The organism is Mycobacterium sp. ST-F2 (assembly GCF_001905655.1).
In the GTDB taxonomy this organism is placed as follows: domain Bacteria; phylum Actinomycetota; class Actinomycetes; order Mycobacteriales; family Mycobacteriaceae; genus Mycobacterium.
Genome location: NZ_JMHT01000007.1, coordinates 19,527 through 45,275 on the forward strand (window position 1 = coordinate 19,527; position 25,749 = coordinate 45,275).

The window sequence follows — 25,749 nt, forward strand, 5'->3', positions numbered from 1 at the left end:
CTCAGCTCGTGTAGTCGAGGGTGGTCATCATGCCCGCCTCCTGGTGATAAGCGTTGTGGCAGTGCAGCATCCACTCACCGGGGTTGTCGGCGACGAGTGCGACGGTCACCTTCTGCCTGGGCAGCACGATCAGCGTGTCTTTGCGCGGACCGCGACGACCGTCGGCCTGCAGCACCTGGAACGTGTGTCCGTGCAGGTGCATGGGATGCCACATGGTCGTCGAGTTGGTGAAGGTCATGGTGGCGCGCTGGCCCTGCCGGACGGTCAGGGCCTGGCGGTTGTCGAAGCCCCGCCCGTTGATGCCCCAGTCGTACTTCATCATCGAGCCGGTGAGTTCGGCGGCCAGCGTGACGTCCGGCGGGATCGGTCCGAGGTCGACGGCCGAGCCGGCGGTGAAATCGGCGACGGTGCCGACCTTCCGGGTCAGCTCCTTCGGCCGGAATGCCGGGTCCGGCGCGGTGCCGGCGCCGGTCGACAGCAGGGCTCGCGCGGCGCTGTCCTTGCCCTCGGCGACGGCCACCAACGGGAAGACCCCGTCGCCGGCGGTGACGACGACGTCGTAGCGCTCGCCCATGCCCAGCAGCAGCGCGTCGACCTCCACGGGGTCGACGGGGAAACCATCGGTATGTGTGACGGTCATGCGGTGCCCGGCCAGCGCCACCCGGAACGCGGTGTCGGCGCCGGCGTTGATGATGCGCAGCCGGATGCGCTGGCCCGGCTTGGCATTGAAAACCGTTGGTGCGGTGGGAATCCGGCCGTTCGCGAGGAAGTAGGGGTACTTGACGTCGCCGGCGTCGCCGCCGAGCAGCGCGCTGGTCGCCATTCCCGACATGCCGGGCATGTCGCCCATGCCGCTCATGTCGTGCCCGCCCATGTGTCCCATGCCGGCCATGGCGCGCAGCCCGTTGTAGATCTGCTGTGGTGACTTGCCGGCACCGGAGGTCCAGTCATCAAGGACCACAATCCATTCCGCGTCGTAACGGCCGCGGTCCGCGGGATCGTCGATGATCACCGGCAGGTACAGGCCGTAATCCGCGTCGAGCCCGGTGTGCGGATGCGCCCAGTAGGTGCCGGCGTGCGGGGCGGAGAACGTGTACGTGAAGTCGTTGCCGGGCTTGATGTTCGGTGTTGCGGGCGACGCGCCGTCCATGTCGTTGCGCAGCGCGATGCCGTGCCAGTGCACCGACGTGTCATGGTCGAGCCCGTTGGATACGCGGACCGACAACTCGTCGCCCACCGACGCGCGGATCAGCGGGCCCGGCACCTGATCGCCGTACGCCAAGGTCTGCACGGTGACGCCACCGAGGTCGACGGTGGCCGGCTGCGGGTGCAGCGCCACCGAGACGGTGCGCCCGGTGTGCGGGCGGGCGGCCTCCGCGGCGGCGATGGCTTTCGGGTCGATGCCACTTGCCGCGGCCGGGGATGGCGTCTTGCTGCACGCGGCGACGCCGGCGAGTGCGGACGCGCCCGTGACGGCCGAGGCGATCAGGAAACTACGGCGAGTGAACACACTGCCGTTGTACCCCCGGGGGGTATATCAGTCAAGCGGGGTAACTCCGCGAGCAGACGAGAAAACTCAGCCGCGGTCGGGCAGGGGGCGCTCGACGATGGGACGACGCGCGTGCGGCAGGCGCTCGCCGCGCTTGGCGGCCAGGTACACCTCAGACGTCTCGGCGGCGACGGTCTGCCAGGAGAAGTCGTGATTCAGTCGATCCCGTGCGGCCAGGGCGCGCTGCTGCGCACCCGCGGGATCGTCGAGCACCTTGCGGACGGCAGACGCCAGCGCGCCCACATTGCGCGGCGGGCAGGAGACGCCGGTCTTGCCGTTGATGACCGCCTCGCCGAGGCCGCCGACGTTGGACGTCACCAGCGGGGTACCGGCCGCGGCGGCCTCGAGGGCGACGATGCCGAACGGCTCGTAGTGGCTGGGCAGCACCGCGGCGTCGGCCCGGTGCAGCAGCTCCAACAACCCCGAATGGTCAACGCGGCCAACGAAATTCACGGCCTTGGTGACCTTGGCCTTGCGGGCCTCCTCGACCAGCCAGTCGTACTGGGTGCCGTCGCCCGCGATGGTCAGCGTGGTGCCCGGATGGGTCCGGCGGATCCGGGGCAGCGCGGCGATGACGTCGTGCACGCCCTTCTCGTATTCCAGCCGGCCGACGAACAGCAGCTCGGCCGGGCCGTCGTGCTTGCGCCGCATCGCGAACGGCCAGCCGGCGGTGTCGATGCCGTTGCAGATGACGCTGACGTCGGGCAGCTCGGGCCCGAACAGCTCGGTGATCTCTTCACTCATGGACACCGAGCAGGTGATCAGCGAGTCGGATTCGTGCACCAGCCACGACTCCAGCGAGTGCACCTGCCGGCTCACCGGGCCGGAGAGCCAGCCGGAGTGCCGGCCGGCCTCGGTGGCATGGATGGTGGAGACCAGCGGCACGTCGAAGAACTCGGCCAGGGTCACGGCCGGGTGGGCGACGAGCCAGTCGTGGGCGTGCACAACATCGGGGGTCCAATCGCGCAGGCCCAGGCCGGCACGAATCATGGCGTGCCCCATGGCCAGCGTCCAGGCCATCATGTCGGTGCCGAATTTGAACTCGTTCGGGTCGAGGGCCGCGGAGATCACCCACACGCCCTCGTGCACCTCATTGGTGGTGGGGTGGGTGCTGGGGTCGGTGTCCGCGGGGCGACGGCAGAGCACCACGACCTCGTGACCGAGGGCGGCGAGCTCGACAGCCAGATGGTGGACGTGGCGGCCGAGGCCACCGATCACCACGGGTGGGTACTCCCACGAGACCATGAGGATTTTCATCGGTGCCTTCTGCTCTTCGCGCAAGCGCTCATCGCGGCAACCTCCGGGCATCCAGGGCGCCGAACAGGCCGTCGGCGCGGTTCCAACCTTCCGCGAGCTTCTGGGCCTGATCGCGCCGTCCTGACGCGAGGGCACCGGCAATCTCCCGGGTGGCGTGCGCGTGCAGGTGCGCGCGATAGCGAGCATATTCCGCCGCGGTGTCTTTGCTCACCATGAAGGGCCAGTCGCTCGAGACGGTCAGTAGGGCTTCCCGCAGGATCTGGTCGGCCACGCGGTCGCGCGCCGGGTAGGCCGAGTCCTGGGTGAGTGCCTTGTCGACTGTGGTCAGCGCGGTGTCGACGACCTCGGCGTTGAGCGTCACGAAGTCGGCCACCTGCTCACCGGACCAGACCTGCCAGTCCTTGCCTGAGCCCCAGGAGCTCGGCGGCAGCTCGACGGGTGAGCCGACGAACCCGTTGTCGATCGCGTCGGACAGCGTGCCGACCTGGACGCCGGCGGCGGGCAGGGCTCGCAGGACCCGCCCCAGCCACTCCGGCCCCTCGTGCCACCAGTGCCCGAACAGCTCGGTGTCGAACGCGGCGACGACGTGCGCCGGGCGGCCGGTGCGCTCGGACTCCGAAATGAGCCGGCGCCGAACGGTATTCACGAAATCGGCGACATGGGTGTCGATGGCGGCGGCGGCCCGCTCGGGCTCATAGGGTGCCTTCGACTCCGACGGCACGGTGCGGCCCGTGACCCGGGCCGGTTTGAGGCCGGTGAGGTGGTCGTAGGTGTGGAAGTCGCGGTAGGCCGGGTGCCCCGGGTAGCCGGACTTGGGGGACCACACGCGGTAGCTGACCTGCAGGTCACGTCCGAAGGCGACGACGTCCGACTCGCCGACAGGACGGCCGAGCGCCGTATCGCCGTGCAGCGACGGGCCGTCGACCATGAAGTGGGTGACGCCGGCGGCGGCATAACCGGTCTCCATGCCGGGGGCGTACGCGCATTCGGGTGCCCAGATGCCGCCCGGGGTGTGGCCGAACCGGGCGCCGGCGTCGGCCAGGCCCTCGCGCAGCGCGAACTCCCGCAAGCGGGGGTTGAGCAGCGGCTGGAACGGGTGCGCCAGCGGGCCGCCGAGCAGTTCGATGGTGCCCGCGCCGATGAGCTGCCGCAGCACCGGGCTGCCGCCGTGCTGCCAGTGGTCGGCGAACTCGGCCAGCGCCGCACCGGCCTGCTGGTGTTCGTGAACACCGAAGGCGCGCAACGCTTCCGGTGAGTTGAAGGTCTCGGGGGCACCGCTGGAGTCTGTCCCGTCGCTCCGCTCGCCCCGGCTGTCCCGGACGGTCGTCGCCTCCAACGCGCGCAGCTGCCAGTTGGACAGCCACTGCTGCATGCCGGCCAGGCAGTACGGATCGTCGAGTTGGGCGGTGACGACGGGCGTCATGCCCAGGGTCAGCAGGTGGCCGCGCCCTTCCTCCGCCAGCTCGCGCAGCACCCGGGTGAGGGGCAGATAGGCCGTCGCCCACGACTGGTAGAGCCACTCCTCGCCGACGGGCCAGCGGCCATGATGGGCCAGCCACGGCAGGTGTGTATGCAGCACCAGGGTGAACATCCCCGGTACTGGCGTAGCGGACGAATCACTCACGGCCGCACCGCGATTGCCACCAGGTCGAGGCTGTCGTCAATGTTGGGGCTGTCGGCGGCGCCGGAATTCAGCAGATCGAAGTCGTCGATCGTCACCGCGGCCACGTCGGCCAGCAGGTCCGCCGGCCAGGGTGCGTCGGCCACGGCGCGGTCGATCTGCGCCTGGATGATGGAGCCGCCGTGCCGGGCGTCGAGCGCACGCAGCCCGGCGCCGTGATACACGCCGAGCATGGCCTCCATGACGAAGCCCTGCTCGGTCAACAGTTCGGTCATCTCGGCCGCGTTGAGTTCGCGGGTGTGGAACGGGTTCAGCGGGACGTCGCTGCCGGGGGTGAAGGTGATCCGGTTGGGCGTCGACATCAGCAGCACGCCGCCCGGGCGCAGCACCCGCAGGCACTCGGCGACGAATTGCCCTTGGTCCCAAAGGTGTTCGATCACCTGGAAGTTGACCACGACGTCGACGGAGGCATCGGGGAGTGGCAGCGCGGCCAGGTTGCCGTGCAGCATCTCGACCCTCGGGTAGCGGGCACGGATGTGCGCCACCGCGGACTCGTCGTAGTCCAGCCCGATCACCCGGCGCGCGACGTCGGCGATGAGGTCGGCGCCGTAGCCCTCGCCGGCACCGGCCTCCAGGACGTCGCGGTCGCGGCAGCGCTCGACCAGCCGCCGGTAGACCACCTCGTGGCGCCGGAACCAGTAGTTCTCCTCGGCCAGGTCCGGGACGGTGCGCTCACCGGTCAGTGGCATCACTGGCACTGACTTTGCCGCGTGGCTGTCCGGCTGGGTTTCGGGAAAAGTGCTCATTAGATAGGCAGGCTAGCCCAGAGTGGTACCGCTGATCCCATGCCCGATCGGTTGGGCCGTCCCACCTGCTGGTTCTGTCATGTTGCCGAACGTGCTCAGGTGTGGTCAAGAAAACAAAAGGCGGCATCCTCGCACGGCGTTCGACCAGCTATGGTGTTCCTGCGCCATGCCGCATAAGTTACCGAGTAGTAACATGTCGGGCGTTGCGTGAATCGTGAATGCCAGGCCGACCGCCGGCCTCATCGAGGAGGACGAACCACACCCATGACGAACATCGTGGTCCTGATCAAACAGGTCCCTGACTATGAGTCGGAGCGCAAGCTCAACGACGGCGACTTCACCCTCGACCGCGAAGCCGCGGACGCGGTGCTCGACGAGATCAACGAGCGCGCCGTCGAGGCTGCGCTGCAGATCAAGGAGAAGGAAGAGGCCGCCGGCGGCGCCGGCACCGTCACCGTCCTGACCGTCGGACCGGAGCGCGCCACCGAGGCCATCCGCAAGGCTCTGTCCATGGGCGCCGACACCGCCGTGCACGTCAAGGACGACCAGCTCAAGGGTTCGGACATCATCCAGACCGGCTGGACCCTGGCCCGCGCGCTGGGCACCATCGAGGGCGCCGAGCTGGTCATCGGCGGCAACGAGTCCACCGACGGTGTCGGTGGCGCGGTTCCGGCCGTCATCGCCGAGCTGCTGGGCCTGCCGCAGCTGACCTCGCTGCGCAGCATCTCCGTCGAGAACGGCAAGGTCACCGGCGAGCGTGAGACCGACGAGGGCGTCTTCGGCCTGGAGGCCACCCTGCCCGCCGTCGTGAGCGTCAACGAGCGCATCGGCGAAGCCCGCTTCCCGTCGTTCAAGGGCATCATGGCCGCCAAGAAGAAGCCGGTCACCGTGCTGACCCTGGCTGAGATCGGTGTCGAGGCCGACGAGGTCGGTGTCGCCAACGCCAGCAGCAAGGTGCTGTCGTCGACGCCGAAGCCGGCCAAGGCCGCGGGCGAGAAGGTCACCGACGAGGGCGAGGGCGGCAACAAGATCGCCGAGTACCTCGTTGGTCAGAAGCTGATCTAGCCCCCACCACACCGAAACTTCCAGAAAGACACAGAGGCAAATACGCATGGCTGAAGTACTTGTGCTCGTCGAGCACGCCGATGGTGCCCTCAAGAAGGTGAGCACCGAACTGATCACCGCTGCCCGTGTGCTCGGTGAGCCGTCGGCAGTTGTGGTGGGTGCCCCGGGCACCGCCGCCCCGCTGACCGACGCCCTCAAGGCCGCCGGTGCGGCCAAGATCTACGTCGCCGAGTCGGATGACGCGGCCAATTTCCTGGTCACCCCGACCGTCGACGTGCTGGAGGCGCTCGTCGAGTCTGCCGCTCCGGCTGCGGTCCTGGCTGTCGCCAGCACCGAGGGCAAAGAGATCGCCGGCCGCCTGGCCGCGCGTCTGGGCGCCGGCCTGCTGGTCGACGTCATCGACGTCAAGGCCGGTGGCGTTGGCGTGCACAGCATCTTCGGTGGTGCCTACACCGTCGAGGCGCAGGCCAACGACGTGCTGCCGGTGATCACCGTGCGTCCGGGTGCCATTGAAGCCGAAGCGGCCGAGGGTGCCGGCGAGGTCGTCAACGTCGAGGTTCCGGCCCAGGCCGAGAACGCCACCAAGATCACCTCGCGTCAGCCCGCTGTCGCCGGTGACCGTCCGGAGCTCACCGAGGCCAGCGTCGTGGTCGCCGGTGGTCGTGGTGTGGGTAGCGCCGAGAACTTCGCGGTCGTCGAAGCTCTGGCCGACTCGCTCGGTGGCGCCGTCGGTGCCTCGCGTGCCGCGGTCGACTCGGGCTACTACGGCGGTCAGTTCCAGGTCGGCCAGACCGGTAAGACCGTTGCCCCGCAGCTGTACATCGCCCTGGGCATCTCGGGCGCCATCCAGCACCGCGCCGGCATGCAGACGTCCAAGACCATCATCGCGGTCAACAAGGACGAAGAGGCTCCGATCTTCGAGATCTCGGATCTCGGCATCGTGGGCGACCTGTTCAAGGTCGCCCCGCAGCTGACCGACGCCATCAAGGCTCGCAAGGGCTGATTTTTTTCTCTGCGTGAGCAGAAGCGAAGGTGCCCCAAAACTCCGGTTTTGGGGCACTTTTGCGTCTGCCGCGCTGACTGCTGACAGCGAACAGATACGGTGGTGCCGATGTCGAGCCAGGGTCGCGAGCCGGGCTTGCGTGGCCGCGACAAGGAGATCGCGGTGCTGCGCGGTCTGTTGTCGGCTGCGCAGGCCGGTAGCAGCCAGGTGCTGGTGCTGCGGGGCGAGGCCGGCGTCGGGAAGACCGCGCTGCCGCGGCACGTGGCCGACACCGTCGACGGGTTTCGCTGCATCCAGGTGACGGGCGTCGAGTCCGACATGGAGCTGGCATACGCGGGCCTGCAGCAGCTGTGCGCGCCACTGCTGCCTCACCTCGACGAGTTGCCGACACCGCAGCGCGGCGCCTTGGACGTCGCCTTCGGTCGCGGCGTCGGCGCCACTCCCGATCGATTTCTGGTGGGTCTCGCGGTGCTGAGCCTGTTGGCCGCCGCAACGGCGGACCAGCCGCTGTTGTGTGTGGTCGACGACGCGCAGTGGCTCGATCAGGTGTCGCTGCAGACCCTTGCCTTCGTGGCGCGGCGCTTCCTCGCTGAGCCCGTCGTGCTGCTGTTCGCAGCCCGCGATGCCGGAGCGGAGGCGCTGGGAACGCTGCCGGAGCTGGCGGTCACCGGTCTGTCCGATGCCGACGCCCGCGACCTGCTCGACTCGGTGCTGTTGGGGCGGGTCGACGAACGGGTGCGCGACCGCGTCGTCGCCGAGACGCGAGGGATCCCGCTGGCGCTCCTCGAGGTTCCCCGCAGTGTTTCCGCCGCCGAGCTCGCCGGTGGGTTCTGGAACATGGGCACCGGGCGCAGCGTGATGGGACAGGTCGAGGACGGCTACCGGCGTCGCGTCGAGGCGCTACCGCCGGCTGCCCGGCAACTGTTGTTCCTCGCCGCCGCCGACCCGGTTGGGGACGCGGCGTTGTTCCAGAGGGCCGCAACGACTTTGGGACTGTCCGTCGGTGCGCTGGCGCCGGCCGAGGCGGCCGGCCTGATCGAGTTCGGCGCCCGCGTGCGTTTCGGCCATCCGCTGATGCGCTCGGCGGTCTATCGTGCGGCAGACACGAACACGCGCCGAGTGGTACATCGGGCTCTGGCCGAGGCCACAGATCCGGAGCACGACCCCGACCGTCGCGCCTGGCATTTCGCCCATGCGGCGGCGGGGCCCGACGACGCGGTGGCCGCGGATCTGGAGCGGTCCGCCGGAAGGGCCCGGAGCAAAGGCGGCGTCGCCGCGGCGGCGGCCTTCCTGGAGCGTGCGACGGTGCTCACCGCGGACCCGGCCCTGCGCGCGGCGCGGGCGCTTGCGGCGGCACAAGCCAAACGCGACGCGGCGGCACCGGCTGCGGCATACGACCTCCTGACGATCGCCGAACTCGGCCCACTGACGAATCTGCAACGGGCACAAGTGGATCGGTTGCGGGCCGAAATGCAGTTCGCCCGCAGCCGGGGTGGTGGGTCCGGTGTGCCGCCGCTCAGCGACTCCGTGCAGAAGTTGCTTGCCGCGGCACGAGATCTCGAGACGCTCGACGACGGCCTCGCCAAGGAGACATATCTCGAGGCGCTCGCCGCGGCCATGTATGCGGGCCGGCTCGGTGGGCCGGACATGCTGGTACAGGTGGCCGAGGCCGCGGGGGCTGCCCTCGGCGGGGCGGCCGAGTTGCATCGGCCGGTGGATTTGCTCCTGAGCGGGGTGGCGAGCCGGATCGTCACCGGCGGTGGCACCGAACAGATGCGCGCCGCGCTGGAGCTCATGTGCCGGCACGCGCAGGACGCCGACGGTCAGTTCCTGCGGTGGATGCCGTTGGGGCTGGCCATCATTCAGGAGTCGGCCGTCGGCGAGATATGGGATGACGGAATCCACCGGCTGCTGGCCACCGCCGTGATTCGCCAGGCGCGCGACGCCGGCGCCCTGGCCGTGCTTCCGCCCGCACTCGCCTTCGGGGCCGGCGTGCATCTGCTGGCAGGCGAATTCGACACGGCGGCAGCACTCATCGCCGAGGCTGCCGTCATCTCGACGGCAACCGACTATGCCCCGTTGCGATACCACTCGCTGTCGTTGGCGGCGTTTCGTGGGGTCGCGGGTGACGCGGTCGGCCGCATCGAGTCCGCCGCGGCCGATGCGGCGGCCCGCGGTGAAGGTCGGGTACTCGGCGTCACGGGGTTTCTTTCGGCTGTCGTCTACAACGGACTCGGGCGCTACGCGGAAGCTTTCACTGCGGCCAGGAACTGTTGCCAGTATGAGGATCTGGGCTTCTACAGCTGGGGTCTGGTTGAGCTCGTCGAAGCCGCGACGCGCATCGGAGACAAGGAAACTGCGCAGTGGGCAGCGCAGCGGCTGGCGGCACGTGCGGGTGCGAGCGGCACCGACTGGGGACTGGGGGCAGTCGCCCACGCGCGCGCCCTGGTGGCGGGTGACGAGGACGTCGACGCCCTGTACAGCGAGGCCATCGAACGGCTCGGACGCACCGGTGTCGTCTTCCTGCTCGCTCGGACCCATTTGTGTTACGGGGAATGGCTGCGCCGGATGAACCGTCGCGTGGCAGCGCGCGAGCACCTCGGAGCAGCGTTCGAGATGTTCAACCGCATGGGAGCCGAGGCCTTCGCCGAGCGGTCGCGGCGCGAGCTGATCGCCGCCGGTAAGAAGGTCCGCAAGGAGCCGGTCAGTTCCGGTGACGAGCTGACGACGCAAGAGGCTCAGATCGCCGAACTTGCCGCCGCCGGTCTCACCAACCAGGAGATCGGTGCCCAGCTGTTCATCAGCACGCACACCGTCGAGTGGCATCTGCGGAAGGTCTTCGTCAAAGTCGGCGTCACCTCGCGGCGGCAATTGCGAAAGCTCTTTCCCGTGAGCTGAACGTCGCAGCGGGACCACGAACTTCCAAGGGTCCGCCGCGGTCCGGGATCGGCCATGCTGATCGCATTCCGCGAAAACCCTTGACGTGAATTGAGTTCCGTGTCCCACATTTTGTTACAGACGACCATCACCGAGTGCGCCGACGATTGGGACGTCAGCCGGTTCTCCCTGCTGGCGGACGAACTGAGAGCACGTGGTCACCACGTGACCGCGCGCAATCGGTCGTGTCTCACCGACGACCCGGTGCTGAGCCACCTGGACGAGCTCGATTTCGACCAGTTGTGGCTGCTGGCGGTCGACGTCGGCGACGGTCTGACGCCGGCTGACGCCGACGGCATCCGGCGGTTCCGCGAGCGCGGTGGCGGTGTGCTCACCGCGCGCGATCACCAAGACCTGGGGTGCTGCCTGAATCGCCTCGGAATCCTCGGCGTGGTCAACGAATTCCACGACACGAGCGTCGATCCCCGCGAGCTGTGCGATGACCAGGACAACCCGGGCATCTCGTGGCCCAACTACCACTCCGGAGCCAATGGCGACTACCAGCCGGTGTCGGTCGACGGTGAGCCGCACGAACTGCTCCGCACGAACCGCACCGCAAGCGGGCACATCGAATGGTTCCCCGCGCATCCGCATGAGGGCATGGTGTCCGCGAAAGGTCCGCTCGTCCAGGCTATTGCGACGGGTCGCAGCACCGCGACCGGCCGGCATTTCAATCTTGCCGTCGTGATCGACGGTGAACGGTCGCCGGACGGCCGGCCGATGGGCCGCGCGATCGCCGAGTCGACCTTCCATCACTTTGCCGACTACAACTGGGATCTCGCCGCGGGTGCACCGTCGTTCGTGTCCGATGTTCCCGGCACACAGATCAAGGACGACCCGTCGCGACTGGCGGTCTTCAAGGACTACATCGCCAATATCGCTGCCTGGCTTCAGCCGCCGGCTGCAGGTACTGCGACAAAGAGTGTCAAACCGATGATCCGATCGGGATCAAGTGAGGAGCAACAATGACGGAACTGACCGGACTGACCGCGCTCGTGACCGGGGGAACCGCGGGCATCGGGTTCGAGACCGCGCGGCTGCTGGCCGTCGAAGGCGCTAGGGTGATCATCACCGGACGTTCGGCTGCCCGCGGTGCCGCGGCGGCCGCCGAACTCGGGGTGCGGTTCGTCGCCGCCGATCTCGCCGACCTGGAATCCGTGAAATCCCTTGCCCAGCAATGCGGTGACGTCGACATCGTCGTCAACAACGCCGCCAGCTTCCCAGGGGCGCTCACCGTGGAGCAGGACGTCGCGTCGTTCGAGTCGACGTTCGACACCAACGTGCGCGGCGCCTACTTCCTGGTCGCCGCGCTGGTGCCCGGCATGCTGCGCAGGGGACGCGGGAGCATCGTCAACGTCACCTCCATGGTGGCGTTCAAGGGGGTGCCGGGGGCGTCCAGTTACAGCGCCTCCAAGGCGGCGCTGGAATCGTTGACCCGCACGTGGGCAACCGAATTCGGGCCGAGCGGGGTCCGCGTCAACAGCGTCGCGCCGGGGCCGACGGCGACGCCGGGTGTGGTGGCCGAGTGGGGTGACACCAATGATGAACTCGGTCGCGCACTGCCGCTGGGCCGCACAGCACAGCCGGCAGAGATCGCGCAGGCGGTGCTGTTCCTGGCTTCCCCGCGATCGAGTTTCATCACCGGCTCGACGTTGCACGCCGACGGCGGCGGCGCGGCGGCCTGAACGCACCGAAGCACGCCGAAAACGGCCCCCGGACAACATGTCCGGGGGCCGTTCTCGTGGTCAGCGGTCAGTAGTCCCAGGACGCAGGCACGCACCGGAAGGTGTCGCCGGTCGCCGCCACGTGGCACACCGATGGGAACGGCAGGTGTGTGGCGACCAGGGCCGATCGGGTCGCCGCGACCTCCCGCAGCAGGCCGCCGCGGACGCGGGCCGCTTCCACCGGGTCGTGCTCGAAGCCGTTCTGCCACTCGGGGTTGTCGAACCCGGGAGCGAACACGGCATCGCCGGCGAACATCAGCTTCTCGCCGCGGGACTCCAGCCGGACCACACTGTGGCCGGGCGTGTGACCGCCGGTGCGGGAGATGAGCACGCCCGGTGCGATTTCGTAGTCCGCCTCGAAAGTCCGCAGTTGGCCACGGTATTCGTTCAGGAACTGCGTAGCAACCCGCTTCAGCACGTCCGGAATGGGCTGCGGCATGACCGTGCGCGAGAAGTCCGGTGCCTCCCAGAACTCGGCTTCGGCGGTGGCGGCGTGCACCCGCAGATCGGGCCGCAGCCGGTCCTTCACCCCGTCGGTGATCAGCCCACCGACATGATCCATGTGCATGTGGGTCAGCACGACGTCGGTCACGGACCCGAGGTCGACGCCGGCAGCCTCGAGGCGATGGATGGTCTGGCCGGCACGGGGGAAGTCCGGGAACTCCAGGCCAAGCCCCGCGTCGACCAGGATGGTCCGGTCCCCGCTCCGGACGACGACCACGTTCAGCGGCCAGTCGATGATCTCCGGCGGCAGGAAGTTGTCGTTCAACCAGCCCGCCAGGTCGGCCGGAGGGGTGGTGGTGGCCAGCGTCGATGCGGTGATCGGCAGGACGCCGTCGCTGATCACCAGTACCTCGATGTCGCCGACCTGCACCGCGTAGCGCGACGGCACCAATTCGTCGAGCCCTGTCTGACCGAGGTGGGAAATGTTGTCCACGCTCACGTTGTCTCCTTCTGGTCGTTCGGCAGTGGATTTGCCCCTGCGCAGGGTTGAACGCGCACCGATCAGCGAAGTCATCCATGCCGTCACACACCACGGATTCATGTTTTCGACTACGGACTTTCAAAGGTCTCCTGCGGCCGCCGTGCGACGAGGCTGGATGCGGCGGGACGAGATCACCGCCACCGGTTGAGCGAGGGGAGGCTTCGATCGTGACGGCAGCGCCGGTGCCGGACTCCGAACTTGCTGCCCGGTTCGTCATCGAGGCCGTCCCGCTGCTCGACGCTCTGGGCCGCGGTGCCCGCCGGCTGACGCGCTGTGAGGCTGACGCCGAAGATCTGTTGCAGGACAAGCTGTTACACGCGTTTCAGGGCTTCGCGTCGTTCCGCCAGGGCACCAATCTGAACGCGTGGCTCTTCCGAATTCTGCACAACCGGTGGATCAGCAGGCATCGCTATCGGGAAGCTCGCCCGTCCGAGGTCTCACTCGAGATCATCACCGCCGGTGGCCATGAACCGTCGGCCGTCCGCCGTTCGGCCGAAGCGGAAGTGCTCGACTTCATGCCGGACGACGACGTCGAGGCAGCTCTCGCGGAGCTGTCGGAAGGCGCCCGGATGGCGATGTTCTACGTCGGGGTCCAGGGGTACACATTTGCCGAGACCGCCGCACTCATGGACGTGCCCATGGGCACCGTCATGTCACGGGTGTCGCGTGGGCGCAGGCAGTTGCGTGTCGCGTTGGCGCACTTGGACCATCAACCCGGTTCGGCGCGCTAGCCGGCCACCCGCAGGTGCGTGCGGGCGGCGAGTTCCGCGTCGTCGACAGGGGTGAGCATGTCCCAGATCGAGGGATACAGCTACGCCGAGACTGCCGCGATTCTGGGGATTCCGCACGGCACCGTCATGTCCCGGGTGTCCCGTGGCAGGCGACGGCTGCGCGTCGCCCTGGCTCACATCTCGTGACCCACCGACTACGGACTTCCAAGGGTCCGGCGAAGCAATGTGCAGGGCAGGCTGATTGACAGGCCGTCCGTCTGAATTCAACTGAGGAGCAACGATGTTCGCCACGTCCGACGACATAGCCAAAGCCATCACGACCATCCAGACCGTCACGCCGCCGTTCATTCCGGCCGACGCGCACGTGATGACGGTGATCATCGAATGGCCGCCGGGAGGGGTCGGAGCCCCGCCGCACAGGCACCCCGGCGGACCGGCGTTCGGCTATGTGCTGGAGGGGGAGATGCTCTTCGAGCTCGAAGGCGAGGCCCCACGAGTGGTCAAGGCCGGGGAGGCGTTCTGGGAGCCCGGGGGCGACGTCATCCACTATTCGGACGGCAACAATCGCGCGGACATCCCGGTGCGCTACCTCGTCACGATGGTCTGCAACCCGGACATGCCGATGCTCGTGGTCGTCGACGACGACGAGCTCGAAGCCCGCAAGAATCGTCGAGTCCGCTGATGGCCGAGTTCGGCGACGTCGTCCGGTCGCGGCGGTCGGCGCGGAAGTTCTTGCCGGACAAGGTCGTCCCGCATGAGCTGCTCGAGGAAGCTCTGACGCTGGCAGTACGAGCGCCGTCGAACTCCAACACCCAACCCTGGCACGTGTTCTTCGCTACGGGTGCGGCACGTGCCCGCCTGTCCGAAGCGCTGCTCGCCGCCGTCGAGTCGACGCCTCCGGCGATGGACGCCGCCGGCCTGCCGCAGAGGTTCGCGCACCTGCGCCGAGACAGTGGAGCGCTGGTCTACGGCGCGATGGGAATCACTCGTGATGATGCGGAGGGCCGCTGGGCCGCTCGGAGGCGAAACTGGGAGTTCTTCGGCGCCCCGGTTGCCGCAGTGGTGTGCATGCATCGCGATTTCGGGGACGTCGATGCACTCGGTGTGGGGATGTTCCTGCAGACCCTGCTGCTGGCGCTGGAAGAACGGGGCGTGGGCAGCTGCGTGCAGGTCTCGATTGCGTTGTACCCGGACGTGCTGCGCGCACAGTTGGACATCCCCGAGGAACTCACCATCCTGTGCGGGATATCGATCGGCTATGCCGATCCGGGATTCCCGGCGAACAACCTGGACATTCCGCGCAATCCACTCAACGAGAACTTCGTATTCCACGACCAATGACCCGCTGCGCAGCTGTCAGAGCTGCTGCAGCACAACAGAAATCAAAGATGAAAGGGCAGTCTCATGAAGATCACCGTGATAGGGGCCAGCGGCCAGATCGGCTCGAAGGTCGTCGCGCTGCTGGGCGCCGCCGGCCACGAGACCGTGGCCGCCTCCCGTGAGTCCGGTGCTGACGTGCTCACCGGAGCGGGCCTTGCCGACGCTCTTGCCGGCACCGATGTACTCGTCGACGTCGTCAACTCACCCGACTTCTCCGACGGCCCGGTGCTCGACTTCTTCACCAAGTCGGCGACGAACCTGACGACCGCCGCCAAGAACGCGGGCGTCGGCCACTACGTCGCCTTGTCCATCGTGAACTGCGACGGTCTGCCGGACAGCGGTTACATGCGGGCCAAGGTCGCCCAGGAACGCATCATCACCGGATCGGGGTTGCACTACACCATCGTGCGGGCCACGCAGTTCCATGAATTCGCCGAGGCGATCACGGCGTCGCTGGTCGTCGACGGCGTCGTGCGCGCGCCGGAAGGCCTCATCCAGCCGATGGCCGGCAAAGACGTTGCGGCCGAAGTCGCCCGCGCGGCGCAGGCCGCACCGATCGACGGGATCACCAATATCGGCGGACCCGAGAAGATGACCTTCGCCCGACTGGCCGAGCTGGCCCAGGCGCACAGTGGCAGCACCCTGCCGATCGTGGTCGACCCGGCGGCCGTCTACTTCGGCACGAAGGTCGGCGACACGGGCCTGGTCACCGGTGCTGACGCCACCATCGCCACGACCCGCCTGCAGGACTGGCTGGCGGAGCACTGATCGCTTGCCGCCGCCGCGGCGCGAAAGGTCCTTGCCAGAAACTGAAACGTGTTCCAATATGCATCGATGAGGCATGGCGGGAGTTCGGACAGCGACGGCACGACGTTCGACCCTGACGCGCTGCGGCAGCGGTACGCCGAGGAGCGCGCGCGACGGCTGCGGTCCGACGGCATCGGGCAGTACGTAGAGATCGCCGGCCGGTTCGCGGCGTTCGGTGAAGATCCTTGGGCCGAGCCGGGTTTCACCCGGGAGCCGCTCACAGACGAGGTCGACGTCGCGATCATCGGAGCCGGCTTCGGCGGGCTGCTCACCGGCGCCCGGCTGCGGGAACTGGGTGTGGCCGATATCCGGCTGATCGACAAGGCAGCCGACGTGGGCGGCACCTGGTACTGGAACCGGTATCCGGGGATCGCCTGCGACGTCGAGTCGTACGTGTACATGCCGCTGCTGGAAGAACTGGACTACGTTCCGACCGAGAAGTACGCCAAGGGTGCCGAGATTTTCGCGCACTGCCAGGCCATCGCCCGGCACTACGACCTGTACCGCAACGCCTGCCTGCAGACCGAGGTGCGGGAAATCCGTTGGGACCCGTCCGATTCGCGGTGGGTGATCGCCACCAACCACGGCGACGCCATCCGGGCCCGGTTCGTCTCGATGGCCAACGGTTACCTGCAGAAGCCCAAACTGCCCGGGATCGAGGGCATCACCGAGTTCGCAGGCCATGCGTTCCATACCAGCCGCTGGGACTACGCCTATACCGGCGCGGGCCTGGAAAATCTGGCCGACAAACGCGTCGGCATCATCGGCACCGGCGCGACGGCGATTCAGTGTGTGCCGCGGCTGGCACCGGCCGTCGGGGAGTTGTTCGTGTTCCAGCGGACACCGTCGACGGTCGACGTGCGGGCCAACGCACCGACCGACCGGCAGTGGGCGGCGGCGCTGGAACCCGGTTGGCAGCAGCGCCGCATCGAGAATTTCCAGATCCTCACCGCCGGTGGGCAGGCCGATGAGGATCTGGTCGCCGACGCCTGGACCAGCCTGGCGAAAGCCATGCCGATCGCCAGAGAGGGCACCGATCCGCAGGCGTCGACGGCGGAACTGGCCGACTTCGCCAAGATGGAGCAGATCCGGGCGCGCATCGACGCGCTGGTGACCGACCCGGCCACTGCCGAGGGCCTCAAGCCCTGGTACGGCTACTACTGCAAGCGGCCCTGTTTCCACGACGAGTATCTGCAGACCTTCAACCGGGACAACGTCACCCTGGTCGATACCCGGGGCCGCGGTGTCGAGCAGATCAGCGCACGCGGGGTCGTGGTGGACGGCACCGAATACCAATTTGACTGTCTGATTTTCGCCACCGGCTTCGAGGTCGGCACCGACTACACGCGGCGCACCGGGTTCGAGGTGATCGGCCGCGACGGAAAGACGTTGACCGACAAGTGGTCCGATGGGGTGCGCACGCTACATGGGTTGCACGTCAACGGTTTTCCGAACTGCTTCATCGCCAGCATCGCGCAGTCTGGCTTCACGGTGAACTTTCCGTACCTGATCGACACGCAGTCCCGGCACACCGCGTGGGTCATCGCGTGGTCGCTCAAGAATGACATCGCGGAAGTGGAGGCTTCGGCCGACGCCGAGGACAGCTGGGTTCGCGATGTGGTGGCGCGCTCCGTGGTGATCTCCGGCCGGCGCGAGGCCTGCACGCCCGGCTATTACAACCGTGAGGGACAGCCCAGCGACAGGCTGAACCAGGACAGCTTCTTCTTCGGCAGCCCCACCGAATATGCCGACATCCTCGCCGCCTGGCGGGAAGCGGAAACCCTTGAGGGGCTGGTGATCACATGAGCACGGCCCTGCTGATCGACGGGAAGCTGGTGCCGGGCCGGGGCGGCGAATTCGCGACGATCAACCCGGCCACCGAGGAGGTGCTTGGCCACGCCGCCCACGCGGACGGCGACGACATGGACCGGGCCATCGCCGCGGCCCGCACCGCATTCGACGACACCGACTGGTCGCGCGACACCGCATTCCGTGTGCACTGCCTGCGGCAGTTGCGCGATGCGCTGGGCGACGAGATCGAGCACCTGCGGACCATCACCGTCGCGGAGGTCGGGGCGCCGGTGTCGCTGACGTACGGCGGCCACCTGCAAGCGCCGATCGACGGTCTGGGCTATGTCGCCGATGTCGCCGAAAACTACCAGTGGACAACCGATCTCGGAGAGGCGGCGCCGTTCGGTAAGCCGACGCGGCGCACCGTTGTCCGCGAGCCCTGTGGCGTCGTCGGTGCCGTCACGCCGTGGAATTTCCCGCACCAGATCAACTTCGCCAAGCTCGGCCCGGCGCTCGCCGCCGGCAACACCGTCGTGCTCAAGGCAGCGCCCGACACCCCGTGGTGCGCCGCCGAGGTCGGCCGGATCATCCACGAGCGCACCGACTTTCCCGCCGGCGTCGTCAATGTCGTCACTTCGGCCGATCATGCGCTCGGCGCGCAGCTCACCGAGGACCCCCGGGTCGATCTGGTGTCGTTCACCGGCTCGACGGCCACCGGCCGGGCCGTCATGGTGGCCGCCTCGCACACCATCAAGAAGGTGTTCCTGGAACTGGGCGGCAAGTCGGCCTACATCGTGCTCGACGACGCTGACCTGCCCGCGGCGTGTGTCGCCGCGGCCGCCGGTGTCGCGATGCACGCCGGGCAGGGCTGCGCCTTCACCACGCGGCTCCTGGTGCCCCGCGCACGATACGACGAGGCCGTCGCCGCGGCGGCAACAGCCGTGTCCGGCATCGGTTTTGGCGACCCGACCGATCCGAAGACCCTGTGCGGTCCGCTGATCTCCGCGCGCCAGCGCGACCGCGTCGAGGGCTACCTTCGGCTGGCGCTGGAGGAGGGTGGCCGGTTCGCGTGCGGCGGCGGCCGGCCGGCAGACCGAGCCAGTGGCTTTTTCATCGAGCCGACCGTCATCGCCGGACTCACCAACGATGCCCGCGTGGCCCGCGAGGAGATCTTCGGCCCGGTGCTCACCGTCATCGCCCACGACGGTGACGCCGACGCCGTGCGCATCGCCAACGACTCGCCGTACGGGCTGTCGGGCGCGGTGGTCGGCGCCGATCAGGACCGCGTCGACTGGGTGGCGTCACGGCTGCGGACCGGGACCATCAACGTCAACGGTGGGGTCTGGTACTCACCCGACGCGCCGTTCGGCGGCTACAAGCAGTCCGGGATCGGCCGGGAGATGGGCCTGGCAGGGTTCGAGGAGTACCTGGAGACCAAACTCATCGCCCGCGGTATCGCCGGAACCCGTTGACCCTGTAGCTACGGCGCATTTGTGCGAGTAGCGACCGCCCTGGTTTCAGGGTCAACGCGAGGTGGGGGCGCGAGCGCGTCGAGGCTGTACCTACGGCGAACTTTTGCGAGTGCGCCTACACGCCGTAATCGATCACCGCGCGAATCACCCGGCCGCCCAAGAGGTCATCGAACGCCTCGTTGATGTCGTCGAGTCGGTAGCGCCGGGTGATCATCTCGTCGAGCTTGAGCCGACCCTCTTGATAGAGCTGCGCCAGCGCCGGGATCTCGGTGGTCGGGTTGCACGAACCGAACAACGTTCCGCAGAGGTTCTTGTTCATCAGGATCAGGTCCTGCAGGTCGAGTTGCGCGGCCCCGGCCGAGGGCGCGGCCATCCCGGTCAGCACGCAGGTGCCGCCTTTTCGGGTCAGGGACAGGGCATCGGAGACGTCACCGTCACCGATCAGCGACGGTGACACGACCACGGCGTCGGCCATCACGCCGTGCGTCAGATCCCGTACCAGCTCAAGAGCTTCGGCGACGGTGGCCGCGGCGTGGGTGGCGCCGAACCCGACTGCGGACTCCCGCTTGAACGCCACCGGGTCGACGGCCACAACATGAGCAGCCCCACCCAACGCGGCCCCCTGCAACGCCGCAGTACCGATCCCGCCGACCCCGATCACGACGACGGTGTCGCCGGCACGCACCCCGGCGCGCCGCACCGTCGACCCGTAGCCCGTGGGCACCGCGCAGGACAGCAGCGCGCTGGGCACCAGCGGCAATGCCGGGTCGATCTTCACCAGCGAATCCGCCGCCACCACAGTGTGTTCGGCGAACGCGCCGATCTTCGAGGTGTGTCGCAACTCTTCACCGGCGAGGCTGTGATGACGGAACGTGCCATCGGTGGGCATCCCGGGAATCAGTGTGCCGGCGCCGACGTCGCACAGGTACTCCATACCGCTTGTGCACCAACGACATTTCCCGCACACCGCGAGGAACGACGTCACCACATGGTCGCCGGGGGAGAACCGGGTGACGCCCGGACCGACTTCGAGCACCACCGCCGAGCCCTCGTGACCGCCGATGGTGGGCGGCATGCTCGGCACCGCAGCGCCTTTGGGTGCCGCCAGTTGGCCGGCGCGGATGTGATCGTCGGAGTGGCACAGTCCCGCCGCGGCCATCTGCAACAGGACCTCACCGGCGCGCGGCGGGTCGAGCTCGAATTCCTCGACCGACCAGTCTCCGCCGACCTCACGGACAATCGCGGCGCGGCTTCTCATCGCGGCATCATAGGCCGGGTGGAGCCGCGGGTGATGAGGCGGCCGCACAGGTCGCCGTTCGGGATCGGGCGGTCCACGGCGTCAAGGCGATTGGCGAGCGTGGTGACCGCGACGCGGGCCAGGAGTTCGGGGCCCAGATCCACCGCGGTGATCGCGGGAACGGCCGAGCGGGTCTGCTCGGAATCCGAACCGGCGACGAGTTGCACATCGTCGGGCACCCGAAGGTCGTGACCGGTGAGGGCGCTCAGCATGCCGGCGGCGTGGCGGCCGGTGAGGCAGTAGACGGCGTCGGGAGTCGTTGCGGCACTGAAGAGTTCGTCAAAAGCCGCGGTTCCGCCGACCTGGCCCGCGGTCTCGGGTTGATGCACGACGAGCGGTTCCTGCCCGTGTTGCGCGGCCCAGTCGCGGTACGTCGACTCAGTGTCGAGGTTCCACGAGTTCCGATCCGTTCCTGTCACCAACGCGATACGCGTCGCGCCCGCGTCCTGAAGATGCTGCAGCACTTGCCGTGTCATCGACGCGGTGCCGGTATCGAGCCAGCTGTCATAACCGGCGTTCTCGGGATCCCGTCCGACGCTCAGGAACGGTATGTGCTCCTCGGAGAGCATGGCGACGAGCGGGTCGTTCGCGACCGGTTCGGTGATAAGGAAACCATCGCACGCCAAGGCAGCTGCGGGCGAGTCCTCCCGCGTCGGATCGGCGACGAGCATGAGCCCGTAGCCCAGCTCCATCGCGGCCAGGGCGGCTTGCCCGGCGAACCGGAGAAAGTAGTCGACGCCCTCGGGAAGGAACGAATCCAGCGTCTCCAGTGGCCGCAGGACGAGGGCCAGCACGCCGAGCCTGCTGTTGCGCAGGCCTTGCGCGACGACATCGGGCCGGTAGCCCAATTGGCGGGCGACCTCGCGGACATGCTGGCGGGTAGGGGCAGCGACCACGCCCTTGCCGCTGAACGTATGCGAGACGGTGGTCGCGGACACTCCGGCGCGGCGAGCCACGTCGTGGATGGTAGGACGGGTCCGTCGTTGTGTCACCACCACACGCTAGCAATCCAAAGACCTGCACCAAATCGATTTGAAGATAGTTTGTTCCACCCGTTGTCCAAATCGATTTGGTTCCGTACGGTGATCGCCATCACACGCCCTGCAAGTCCCCGGAGGAGTCATGTCTCTGATGACGCCCACAACTGACCAGCCGTCCGCCGATCGGTTGGGACAGGTCGAAACCCACGGCATCGACTACATCCCGGAAACCGAGCGGCACGGCCGGGCCCGCGAGCTGTTCGCGGTCTGGGCCGCGCCCAACGTCGGATACCTCGCACTGGTGGTCGGCGGCACGCTCATCCTGATGGGGCTGAGCCTCTGGCAGGCGCTGGCCGTCATCGTCGTCGGTAACCTGTTCTCCGTCCTCACCGGCATCGTCGCCGTCAGCGGCCCCGCGTCGGGCACCCCGAGCGAGGTCATCAGCCGGGCGATGTACGGCATCCGCGGCAACCGGGTCAACATCCTCGTGACCAGCTGGTTCATCAGCGTGTGTTACCTCGCGCTGAACTGGGCGGCCGCCTCCTACACCGCGTTCCGGCTGGCCGAGCGATTCGGCGTCGAGGTGACCGTCCCCGTCAAGGTCGTGCTGATCCTGGCCGTTGCCGGAGTCACCCTCGTCATCGGTGTCTACGGGCACGCCACCATCGTCCGGCTGTACCAGCCGCTCGCACTCGTGCTCACCGCGGTCTTCGTCGTGATGGCGTTTTTCGTTCTGGGCAAGGCGGACTGGGCATATCACCCCGCCGAGCCTCTGCACGGCGTCGGGCTGTGGGCGGCCATCGCTGCCGGATTGACCATCGTCGCGTCGGCGCCGCTGTCGTACACCAACAGCGCCGACTTCGCCCGCTACCTGCCGTCGGACACGTCGCCGGTCGCCGTGGCCGGGTGGACCTCGCTCGGTGCGTTCGTCCCCAGCGTCTTGACCACCGGGCTCGGCGCCCTCGCCGGGACGGCGTTGAACATGGCCGATCCGGAGTCCGCGATCGAGGGCGTCCTGCCGTCGTGGTTCATTCCCGTCTTCCTCGTCGCGGTCATCGTGGGCACCATCGCCAATAACGCCATGACGGCCTACAGCTCCGGGCTGGCGCTGCAGTCGGTGGGCCTGAAGCTGCGCCGCTCGCGGAGCGTCCTGCTGGACGGCAGCATCGGCACCGCAATGACGATGTATGCCCTGCTCGTATCGAATTTCCTTGACACCGTGAGCAATATGATGCAGCTCGTGGTCACCGTGATGGGGCCGGTGATGGCCGTGTATGTCGCCGATGTGCTGTGGCGCCGCAACACCTACGACGGGCCCGGCCTCAGCGACGAGACCAGTGCCAGCCCCTACTGGTACACCGCCGGGGTCAATTGGGCGGGCGTCGTCGCCGTGGTGGTCGGGATCGGCCTGAGCCTGATGTGCGTCGCCGCCCCGGTGTTCACCGGTCCGGTGGCCAAAGCGGTTGGTGGCGTCGATCTTTCGCTGCCGGTCGGGCTCCTGGTGCCAGCGGTGGTCTACGTCGTGCTGATGAGCCGCCGGCAGGTCACACGATGAGCACCCGGCTGATGGTCACCGTCGACGCCGCCTCGCCCGCCGAACGCGGGGTGGCCCGCGGACACGCATTGCGTGCCGAGCTACCCGCGGCCGTCGACCTGTATTTCGAGCTGTTCCACACCGTCGGAATCGCTGACGCGACAGCGCATTCCGACGCGGACCGCATCGCCGACATCATCACCGGGTGGGACGCCCGGTACACCGACGAGATCCTCGGCGTGGCCGACGGTGCGGGTCTGGAACCCTGGCGGGTCATCGCGGTCAACGCCCGCACCGAGATCCTGTCGCAGGCGCTCGGTAGCCGGCCCGGTGAATGTTCCACCATCGGGCACCTGCCGCGGGCGGGATCGCCGTTCGGCATCCAGACCTGGGACTGGCACCAGGAGATGGACCCGTTCTGGCATCTGCACACCGTGAGCGGCCCGACGTACTCGTATGTGGGCCTGACGGAGCACGGCATGCTCGGCAAGATCGGCGTCAACAGCGCGGGGCTCGGCTTGTTCTTCAACATCCTCGGCCACCGCGACGACGCTCCCACCGGGGTGCCGGTGCACGTGCTGGCCGCGGCGGTGCTCGGCAACGCGGGCAGCGTCGCCGAGGCACTGGAGTTGTTGCGTGGGGCGCCGATCAGCACCTCGGGCGCCTTCACCCTGCTCGATACCGAGACGGCCGTCTGCGCCGAGCTCAGCCCCCGCGGCGTCTGTGTACTGCCACCGTGTGACGGCTATCTGCCCCACACCAACCACTTTCTCGATGCGCGGAACACGCCGTTCGAAAAGCCAGGGCTGTACGACCCGGATTCGCAGGAACGGTTGCAGCTCATCATGTCTAAGCTCGGGAGCTACCCGACGCCGCGGCAGCCCGACGATCTCGTCCACTATCTGCGGTCCGATCCCGGTGAGCCGCAACTGTGTTGCGTACCCGCGCCGGACGCGGTGTTCGGGCAGCGTTGGGCGACCCTGGCGACCGTGCTGCTGGAACCCGAGCACCGCCGCGCCGGCATCCTGGCGGGCACACCTCTTCAGGCCCGGGACGGCGCCTGGACCACCCTGGAATGCACGGAGGTCGTCGCCCGATGACAACGCACTATCGCGGCGGACGGATCTTCACCGCTGCCGAACCGGAATGGGCCCAGTCCCTCGTTGTGGACGGAACGGAACTGGTCTTCGTCGGCGACACGGCGTCCGCCGACGGATGGCCCGGCATCACGCGCACCGTCGAACTCGACGGCGCGCTGGTGTTGCCCGGCTTCATCGACGCGCACACGCATCTGGTGTCGATGGGACAGTCGCTGCAACAGGTGGACCTGTTCGACGCCGTCGATCTCGCTGACATCCAAAACCGTTTGGCTGCAGCGGCTTCCGACGATCCGTCTGCTGCGAGGATTCTGGGCCGCAGTTGGCTCTACGCGCCACTGGCCGGCCAGGCCCCCGACCGGCACATGCTCGACGCGGCCGTCGCCGACCGGCCGGTGTACCTGGCGTCCAACGACGTGCACTCGGCGTGGGTGAACACCGCGGCGCTGCGCGAGCTGGGCATTGACGCCGACACCCCGGATCCCATCGGTGGCACCATCGAGCGTGACGCCGAGGGCAATGCCACCGGGATGCTGTACGAAACGGCCGCACTGGGTTTGATGCGCACGTTCCTCGACGGCACCGTCACCGACGCCGAACGCGACACGGCGCTCGCCGCCGCCTTCACGCACTATCTGGCAGCCGGTGTGACGGGTGCCGTCGACATGGGTCTCGATGGCGCCGATCTGCCCGCCCTGGAACGTGCCCTCGCGGCAGGTGACGGCACGCTGCCATTGCGGATCGCCGGACACTGGATCATCAACCGCACGTCCTCGGCTGCCGAGAATCTGGCCCAGGTGCGCGAAGCCGTCGAGCTCAACCGGCGACTGTCCGGGCCGTGGCTGCGCATCACCGGCATCAAGATCCTGGTCGACGGCGTCATCGACAGCTGTACCGCCGCGATGAAAGAGCCGTACGCCGACGGCAGCCATCCCGGCCCCATCTGGGATCTGGAAGCACTCGCGCCGGTGGTGGCCGCAGCCGATGCCGCGGGACTGCAGGTGGCCATGCACGCCATCGGTGACGAAGCCTCTGACATCGCGCTGTCGGCGCTGGAGCACGCGATCGAGGTGAACGGGCCGCGGGACCGCAGGCATCGCATCGAGCATCTGGAGACCGTCACCGAGGCCAACGTCGCGCGGCTGGCCCGGCTCGGTGTCGTCGCCTCCATGCAGCCCGTCCACGCCGACCCCGCCATCGCCGACAACTGGCGGGCCATGCTGGGTGACCACCGGGCCGATCGGGGGTTCCCGTGGCCTGAATTCACTTCTGCCGGTGCGACATTGGCGTTCGGCTCGGATGCGCCGACCGCGCCGTACCCGCCGCTGCCCAATATGTTCGTCGCGACCACGCGGCGGTCCGCGTCCGATCCGGCCCTGGCAGCGCACCTGCCGCAGTATGCGTTGCCGTTGGCCGAGGCGCTGGCACACGGAACGCGTGACGCCGCCTACTCATGCCGGTGGGAGGACGTGACGGGCCGGCTGGCCGCCGGGCATGCGGCCGATTTCGTTGTGCTGGATCGCGATCCGTTCACCGTCGGTGTCGATGCGTTATTGACGGCCCGCGTGCGGACGACGGTGATGGCGGGCCGCGAGCATCACGTGGGCTGAGGGCATTTCAGACCCCAGATCACGGTGAAAGCCAACCGTTTCGCAACCGGTCATCAACGCGTTACGTGATTGATGCCGCCGCGCTGATCGGCTCCGTCACCGT

The 25,749-nt window shown here is 68.1% G+C and carries 21 protein-coding genes and 1 pseudogene; 15 read left to right on the forward strand and 7 right to left on the reverse strand.

Annotated features, from left to right (window positions below; all coding sequences use genetic code 11):
• Position 1 precedes the first annotated feature (1 nt).
• From EB75_RS03730 to EB75_RS03745, 4 genes are all read right to left on the reverse strand, one after another.
• Complete coding sequence (locus EB75_RS03730) at positions 2-1,510, reverse strand: multicopper oxidase family protein (protein WP_073694141.1); 1,509 nt, start codon at positions 1,508-1,510, stop codon at positions 2-4.
• A 66-nt stretch (positions 1,511-1,576) separates the two neighbouring features.
• Positions 1,577-2,806, reverse strand: coding sequence for a glycosyltransferase family 4 protein (locus EB75_RS03735; protein WP_073694277.1), 1,230 nt, complete (start codon positions 2,804-2,806; stop codon positions 1,577-1,579).
• A 28-nt stretch (positions 2,807-2,834) separates the two neighbouring features.
• Entirely contained in the window at positions 2,835-4,397 is a 1,563-nt protein-coding gene (locus EB75_RS03740; protein WP_168175977.1) for a 1,4-alpha-glucan branching protein domain-containing protein, read from the reverse strand.
• Between the two features lie 29 nt (positions 4,398-4,426).
• Positions 4,427-5,233 carry a class I SAM-dependent methyltransferase gene (locus EB75_RS03745; protein WP_073694143.1) on the reverse strand — a complete coding sequence of 269 codons (807 nt, stop codon included), beginning with the start codon at positions 5,231-5,233 and terminating at the stop codon, positions 4,427-4,429.
• A gap of 264 nt (positions 5,234-5,497) precedes the next feature.
• On the opposite strand from EB75_RS03745, the gene EB75_RS03750 reads away from it, so the two are divergent.
• The 5 genes from EB75_RS03750 to EB75_RS03770 all read left to right on the forward strand — a co-directional run bounded on the left by EB75_RS03750 (position 5,498) and on the right by EB75_RS03770 (position 11,923).
• Complete coding sequence (locus EB75_RS03750; RefSeq protein WP_073694144.1) at positions 5,498-6,298, forward strand: electron transfer flavoprotein subunit beta/FixA family protein; 801 nt, start codon at positions 5,498-5,500, stop codon at positions 6,296-6,298.
• A gap of 46 nt (positions 6,299-6,344) precedes the next feature.
• Positions 6,345-7,301: an electron transfer flavoprotein subunit alpha/FixB family protein gene (locus tag EB75_RS03755; protein ID WP_073694145.1), complete on the forward strand. Its 957-nt coding sequence runs from the start codon at positions 6,345-6,347 to the stop codon at positions 7,299-7,301.
• Positions 7,302-7,409: 108 nt separating this feature from the next.
• Entirely contained in the window at positions 7,410-10,199 is a 2,790-nt protein-coding gene (locus tag EB75_RS03760) for a helix-turn-helix transcriptional regulator (protein ID WP_073694146.1), read from the forward strand.
• Between the two features lie 99 nt (positions 10,200-10,298).
• Positions 10,299-11,207 carry a hypothetical protein gene (locus EB75_RS03765; protein WP_073694147.1) on the forward strand — a complete coding sequence of 303 codons (909 nt, stop codon included), beginning with the start codon at positions 10,299-10,301 and terminating at the stop codon, positions 11,205-11,207.
• On the forward strand, positions 11,204-11,923 hold the full coding sequence (locus tag EB75_RS03770; RefSeq protein ID WP_073694148.1) for an SDR family NAD(P)-dependent oxidoreductase: 720 nt from the start codon (positions 11,204-11,206) through the stop codon (positions 11,921-11,923). The genes EB75_RS03765 and EB75_RS03770 overlap by 4 nt, the downstream gene beginning before the upstream one ends.
• Positions 11,924-11,990: 67 nt before the next feature.
• On the opposite strand, the gene EB75_RS03775 is transcribed toward EB75_RS03770, so the two are convergent.
• Positions 11,991-12,905, reverse strand: coding sequence for an MBL fold metallo-hydrolase (locus EB75_RS03775; RefSeq protein ID WP_073694278.1), 915 nt, complete (start codon positions 12,903-12,905; stop codon positions 11,991-11,993).
• A gap of 209 nt (positions 12,906-13,114) precedes the next feature.
• Between EB75_RS03775 and EB75_RS03780 the strand changes: the two genes are divergently transcribed.
• From EB75_RS03780 to EB75_RS03810, 7 genes and pseudogenes are all read left to right on the forward strand, one after another.
• Entirely contained in the window at positions 13,115-13,678 is a 564-nt protein-coding gene (locus tag EB75_RS03780) for a sigma-70 family RNA polymerase sigma factor (RefSeq protein WP_142239411.1), read from the forward strand.
• A 66-nt stretch (positions 13,679-13,744) separates the two neighbouring features.
• Positions 13,745-13,864: pseudogene (locus EB75_RS03785) on the forward strand (sigma factor-like helix-turn-helix DNA-binding protein); the annotation flags it as partial.
• Between the two features lie 94 nt (positions 13,865-13,958).
• Positions 13,959-14,360, forward strand: a complete 402-nt coding sequence (locus EB75_RS03790) for a cupin domain-containing protein (RefSeq protein WP_073694149.1) — start codon at positions 13,959-13,961, stop codon at positions 14,358-14,360.
• Positions 14,360-15,019 carry a nitroreductase gene (locus EB75_RS03795; RefSeq protein WP_073694150.1) on the forward strand — a complete coding sequence of 220 codons (660 nt, stop codon included), beginning with the start codon at positions 14,360-14,362 and terminating at the stop codon, positions 15,017-15,019. Before EB75_RS03790 ends, EB75_RS03795 begins: the two co-directional genes overlap by 1 nt.
• 63 nt (positions 15,020-15,082) lie before the next feature.
• Positions 15,083-15,826, forward strand: a complete 744-nt coding sequence (locus EB75_RS03800) for an SDR family oxidoreductase (protein ID WP_073694151.1) — start codon at positions 15,083-15,085, stop codon at positions 15,824-15,826.
• Positions 15,827-15,892: 66 nt separating this feature from the next.
• Entirely contained in the window at positions 15,893-17,671 is a 1,779-nt protein-coding gene (locus EB75_RS03805) for a flavin-containing monooxygenase (RefSeq protein ID WP_073694152.1), read from the forward strand.
• The gene (locus tag EB75_RS03810; RefSeq protein ID WP_073694153.1) at positions 17,668-19,128 is read left to right on the forward strand and encodes an aldehyde dehydrogenase; all 1,461 of its coding nucleotides are present in this window, start codon (positions 17,668-17,670) and stop codon (positions 19,126-19,128) included. The genes EB75_RS03805 and EB75_RS03810 overlap by 4 nt, the downstream gene beginning before the upstream one ends.
• A 115-nt stretch (positions 19,129-19,243) precedes the next feature.
• Here the strand turns inward: EB75_RS03810 and EB75_RS03815 are convergent, their stop codons facing one another.
• Positions 19,244-20,386, reverse strand: a complete 1,143-nt coding sequence (locus EB75_RS03815) for an NDMA-dependent alcohol dehydrogenase (RefSeq protein WP_073694154.1) — start codon at positions 20,384-20,386, stop codon at positions 19,244-19,246.
• Positions 20,383-21,381 carry a LacI family DNA-binding transcriptional regulator gene (locus tag EB75_RS03820; RefSeq protein WP_286150071.1) on the reverse strand — a complete coding sequence of 333 codons (999 nt, stop codon included), beginning with the start codon at positions 21,379-21,381 and terminating at the stop codon, positions 20,383-20,385. The genes EB75_RS03815 and EB75_RS03820 overlap by 4 nt, the downstream gene beginning before the upstream one ends.
• Before the next feature lie 175 nt (positions 21,382-21,556).
• Here EB75_RS03820 and EB75_RS03825 point away from each other — a divergent pair, with 175 nt between their 5' ends.
• The 3 genes from EB75_RS03825 to EB75_RS03835 are packed head-to-tail and all read left to right on the forward strand — an operon-like array spanning position 21,557 to position 25,646.
• Positions 21,557-22,960, forward strand: coding sequence for a purine-cytosine permease family protein (locus EB75_RS03825; RefSeq protein WP_073694281.1), 1,404 nt, complete (start codon positions 21,557-21,559; stop codon positions 22,958-22,960).
• Positions 22,957-24,039, forward strand: a complete 1,083-nt coding sequence (locus tag EB75_RS03830) for a C45 family autoproteolytic acyltransferase/hydrolase (protein WP_073694155.1) — start codon at positions 22,957-22,959, stop codon at positions 24,037-24,039. The genes EB75_RS03825 and EB75_RS03830 overlap by 4 nt, the downstream gene beginning before the upstream one ends.
• Positions 24,036-25,646 carry an amidohydrolase gene (locus tag EB75_RS03835; protein ID WP_073694156.1) on the forward strand — a complete coding sequence of 537 codons (1,611 nt, stop codon included), beginning with the start codon at positions 24,036-24,038 and terminating at the stop codon, positions 25,644-25,646. The genes EB75_RS03830 and EB75_RS03835 overlap by 4 nt, the downstream gene beginning before the upstream one ends.
• The last annotated feature ends 103 nt before the right edge of the window (positions 25,647-25,749 follow it).

Coding starts and splice junctions, on each gene's coding strand:
- EB75_RS03735 (WP_073694277.1), bottom strand. CDS start 2,806: ATGAAAATCCTCATGGTCTCGTGGGAGTACCCACCCGTGGTGATCGGT.
- EB75_RS03740 (WP_168175977.1), bottom strand. CDS start 4,397: ATGTTCACCCTGGTGCTGCATACACACCTGCCGTGGCTGGCCCATCAT.
- EB75_RS03745 (WP_073694143.1), bottom strand. CDS start 5,233: ATGAGCACTTTTCCCGAAACCCAGCCGGACAGCCACGCGGCAAAGTCA.
- EB75_RS03750 (WP_073694144.1), top strand. CDS start 5,498: ATGACGAACATCGTGGTCCTGATCAAACAGGTCCCTGACTATGAGTCG.
- EB75_RS03755 (WP_073694145.1), top strand. CDS start 6,345: ATGGCTGAAGTACTTGTGCTCGTCGAGCACGCCGATGGTGCCCTCAAG.
- EB75_RS03760 (WP_073694146.1), top strand. CDS start 7,410: ATGTCGAGCCAGGGTCGCGAGCCGGGCTTGCGTGGCCGCGACAAGGAG.
- EB75_RS03770 (WP_073694148.1), top strand. CDS start 11,204: ATGACGGAACTGACCGGACTGACCGCGCTCGTGACCGGGGGAACCGCG.
- EB75_RS03790 (WP_073694149.1), top strand. CDS start 13,959: ATGTTCGCCACGTCCGACGACATAGCCAAAGCCATCACGACCATCCAG.
- EB75_RS03795 (WP_073694150.1), top strand. CDS start 14,360: ATGGCCGAGTTCGGCGACGTCGTCCGGTCGCGGCGGTCGGCGCGGAAG.
- EB75_RS03800 (WP_073694151.1), top strand. CDS start 15,083: ATGAAGATCACCGTGATAGGGGCCAGCGGCCAGATCGGCTCGAAGGTC.
- EB75_RS03805 (WP_073694152.1), top strand. CDS start 15,893: ATGAGGCATGGCGGGAGTTCGGACAGCGACGGCACGACGTTCGACCCT.
- EB75_RS03810 (WP_073694153.1), top strand. CDS start 17,668: ATGAGCACGGCCCTGCTGATCGACGGGAAGCTGGTGCCGGGCCGGGGC.
- EB75_RS03815 (WP_073694154.1), bottom strand. CDS start 20,386: ATGAGAAGCCGCGCCGCGATTGTCCGTGAGGTCGGCGGAGACTGGTCG.
- EB75_RS03825 (WP_073694281.1), top strand. CDS start 21,557: ATGACGCCCACAACTGACCAGCCGTCCGCCGATCGGTTGGGACAGGTC.
- EB75_RS03830 (WP_073694155.1), top strand. CDS start 22,957: ATGAGCACCCGGCTGATGGTCACCGTCGACGCCGCCTCGCCCGCCGAA.
- EB75_RS03835 (WP_073694156.1), top strand. CDS start 24,036: ATGACAACGCACTATCGCGGCGGACGGATCTTCACCGCTGCCGAACCG.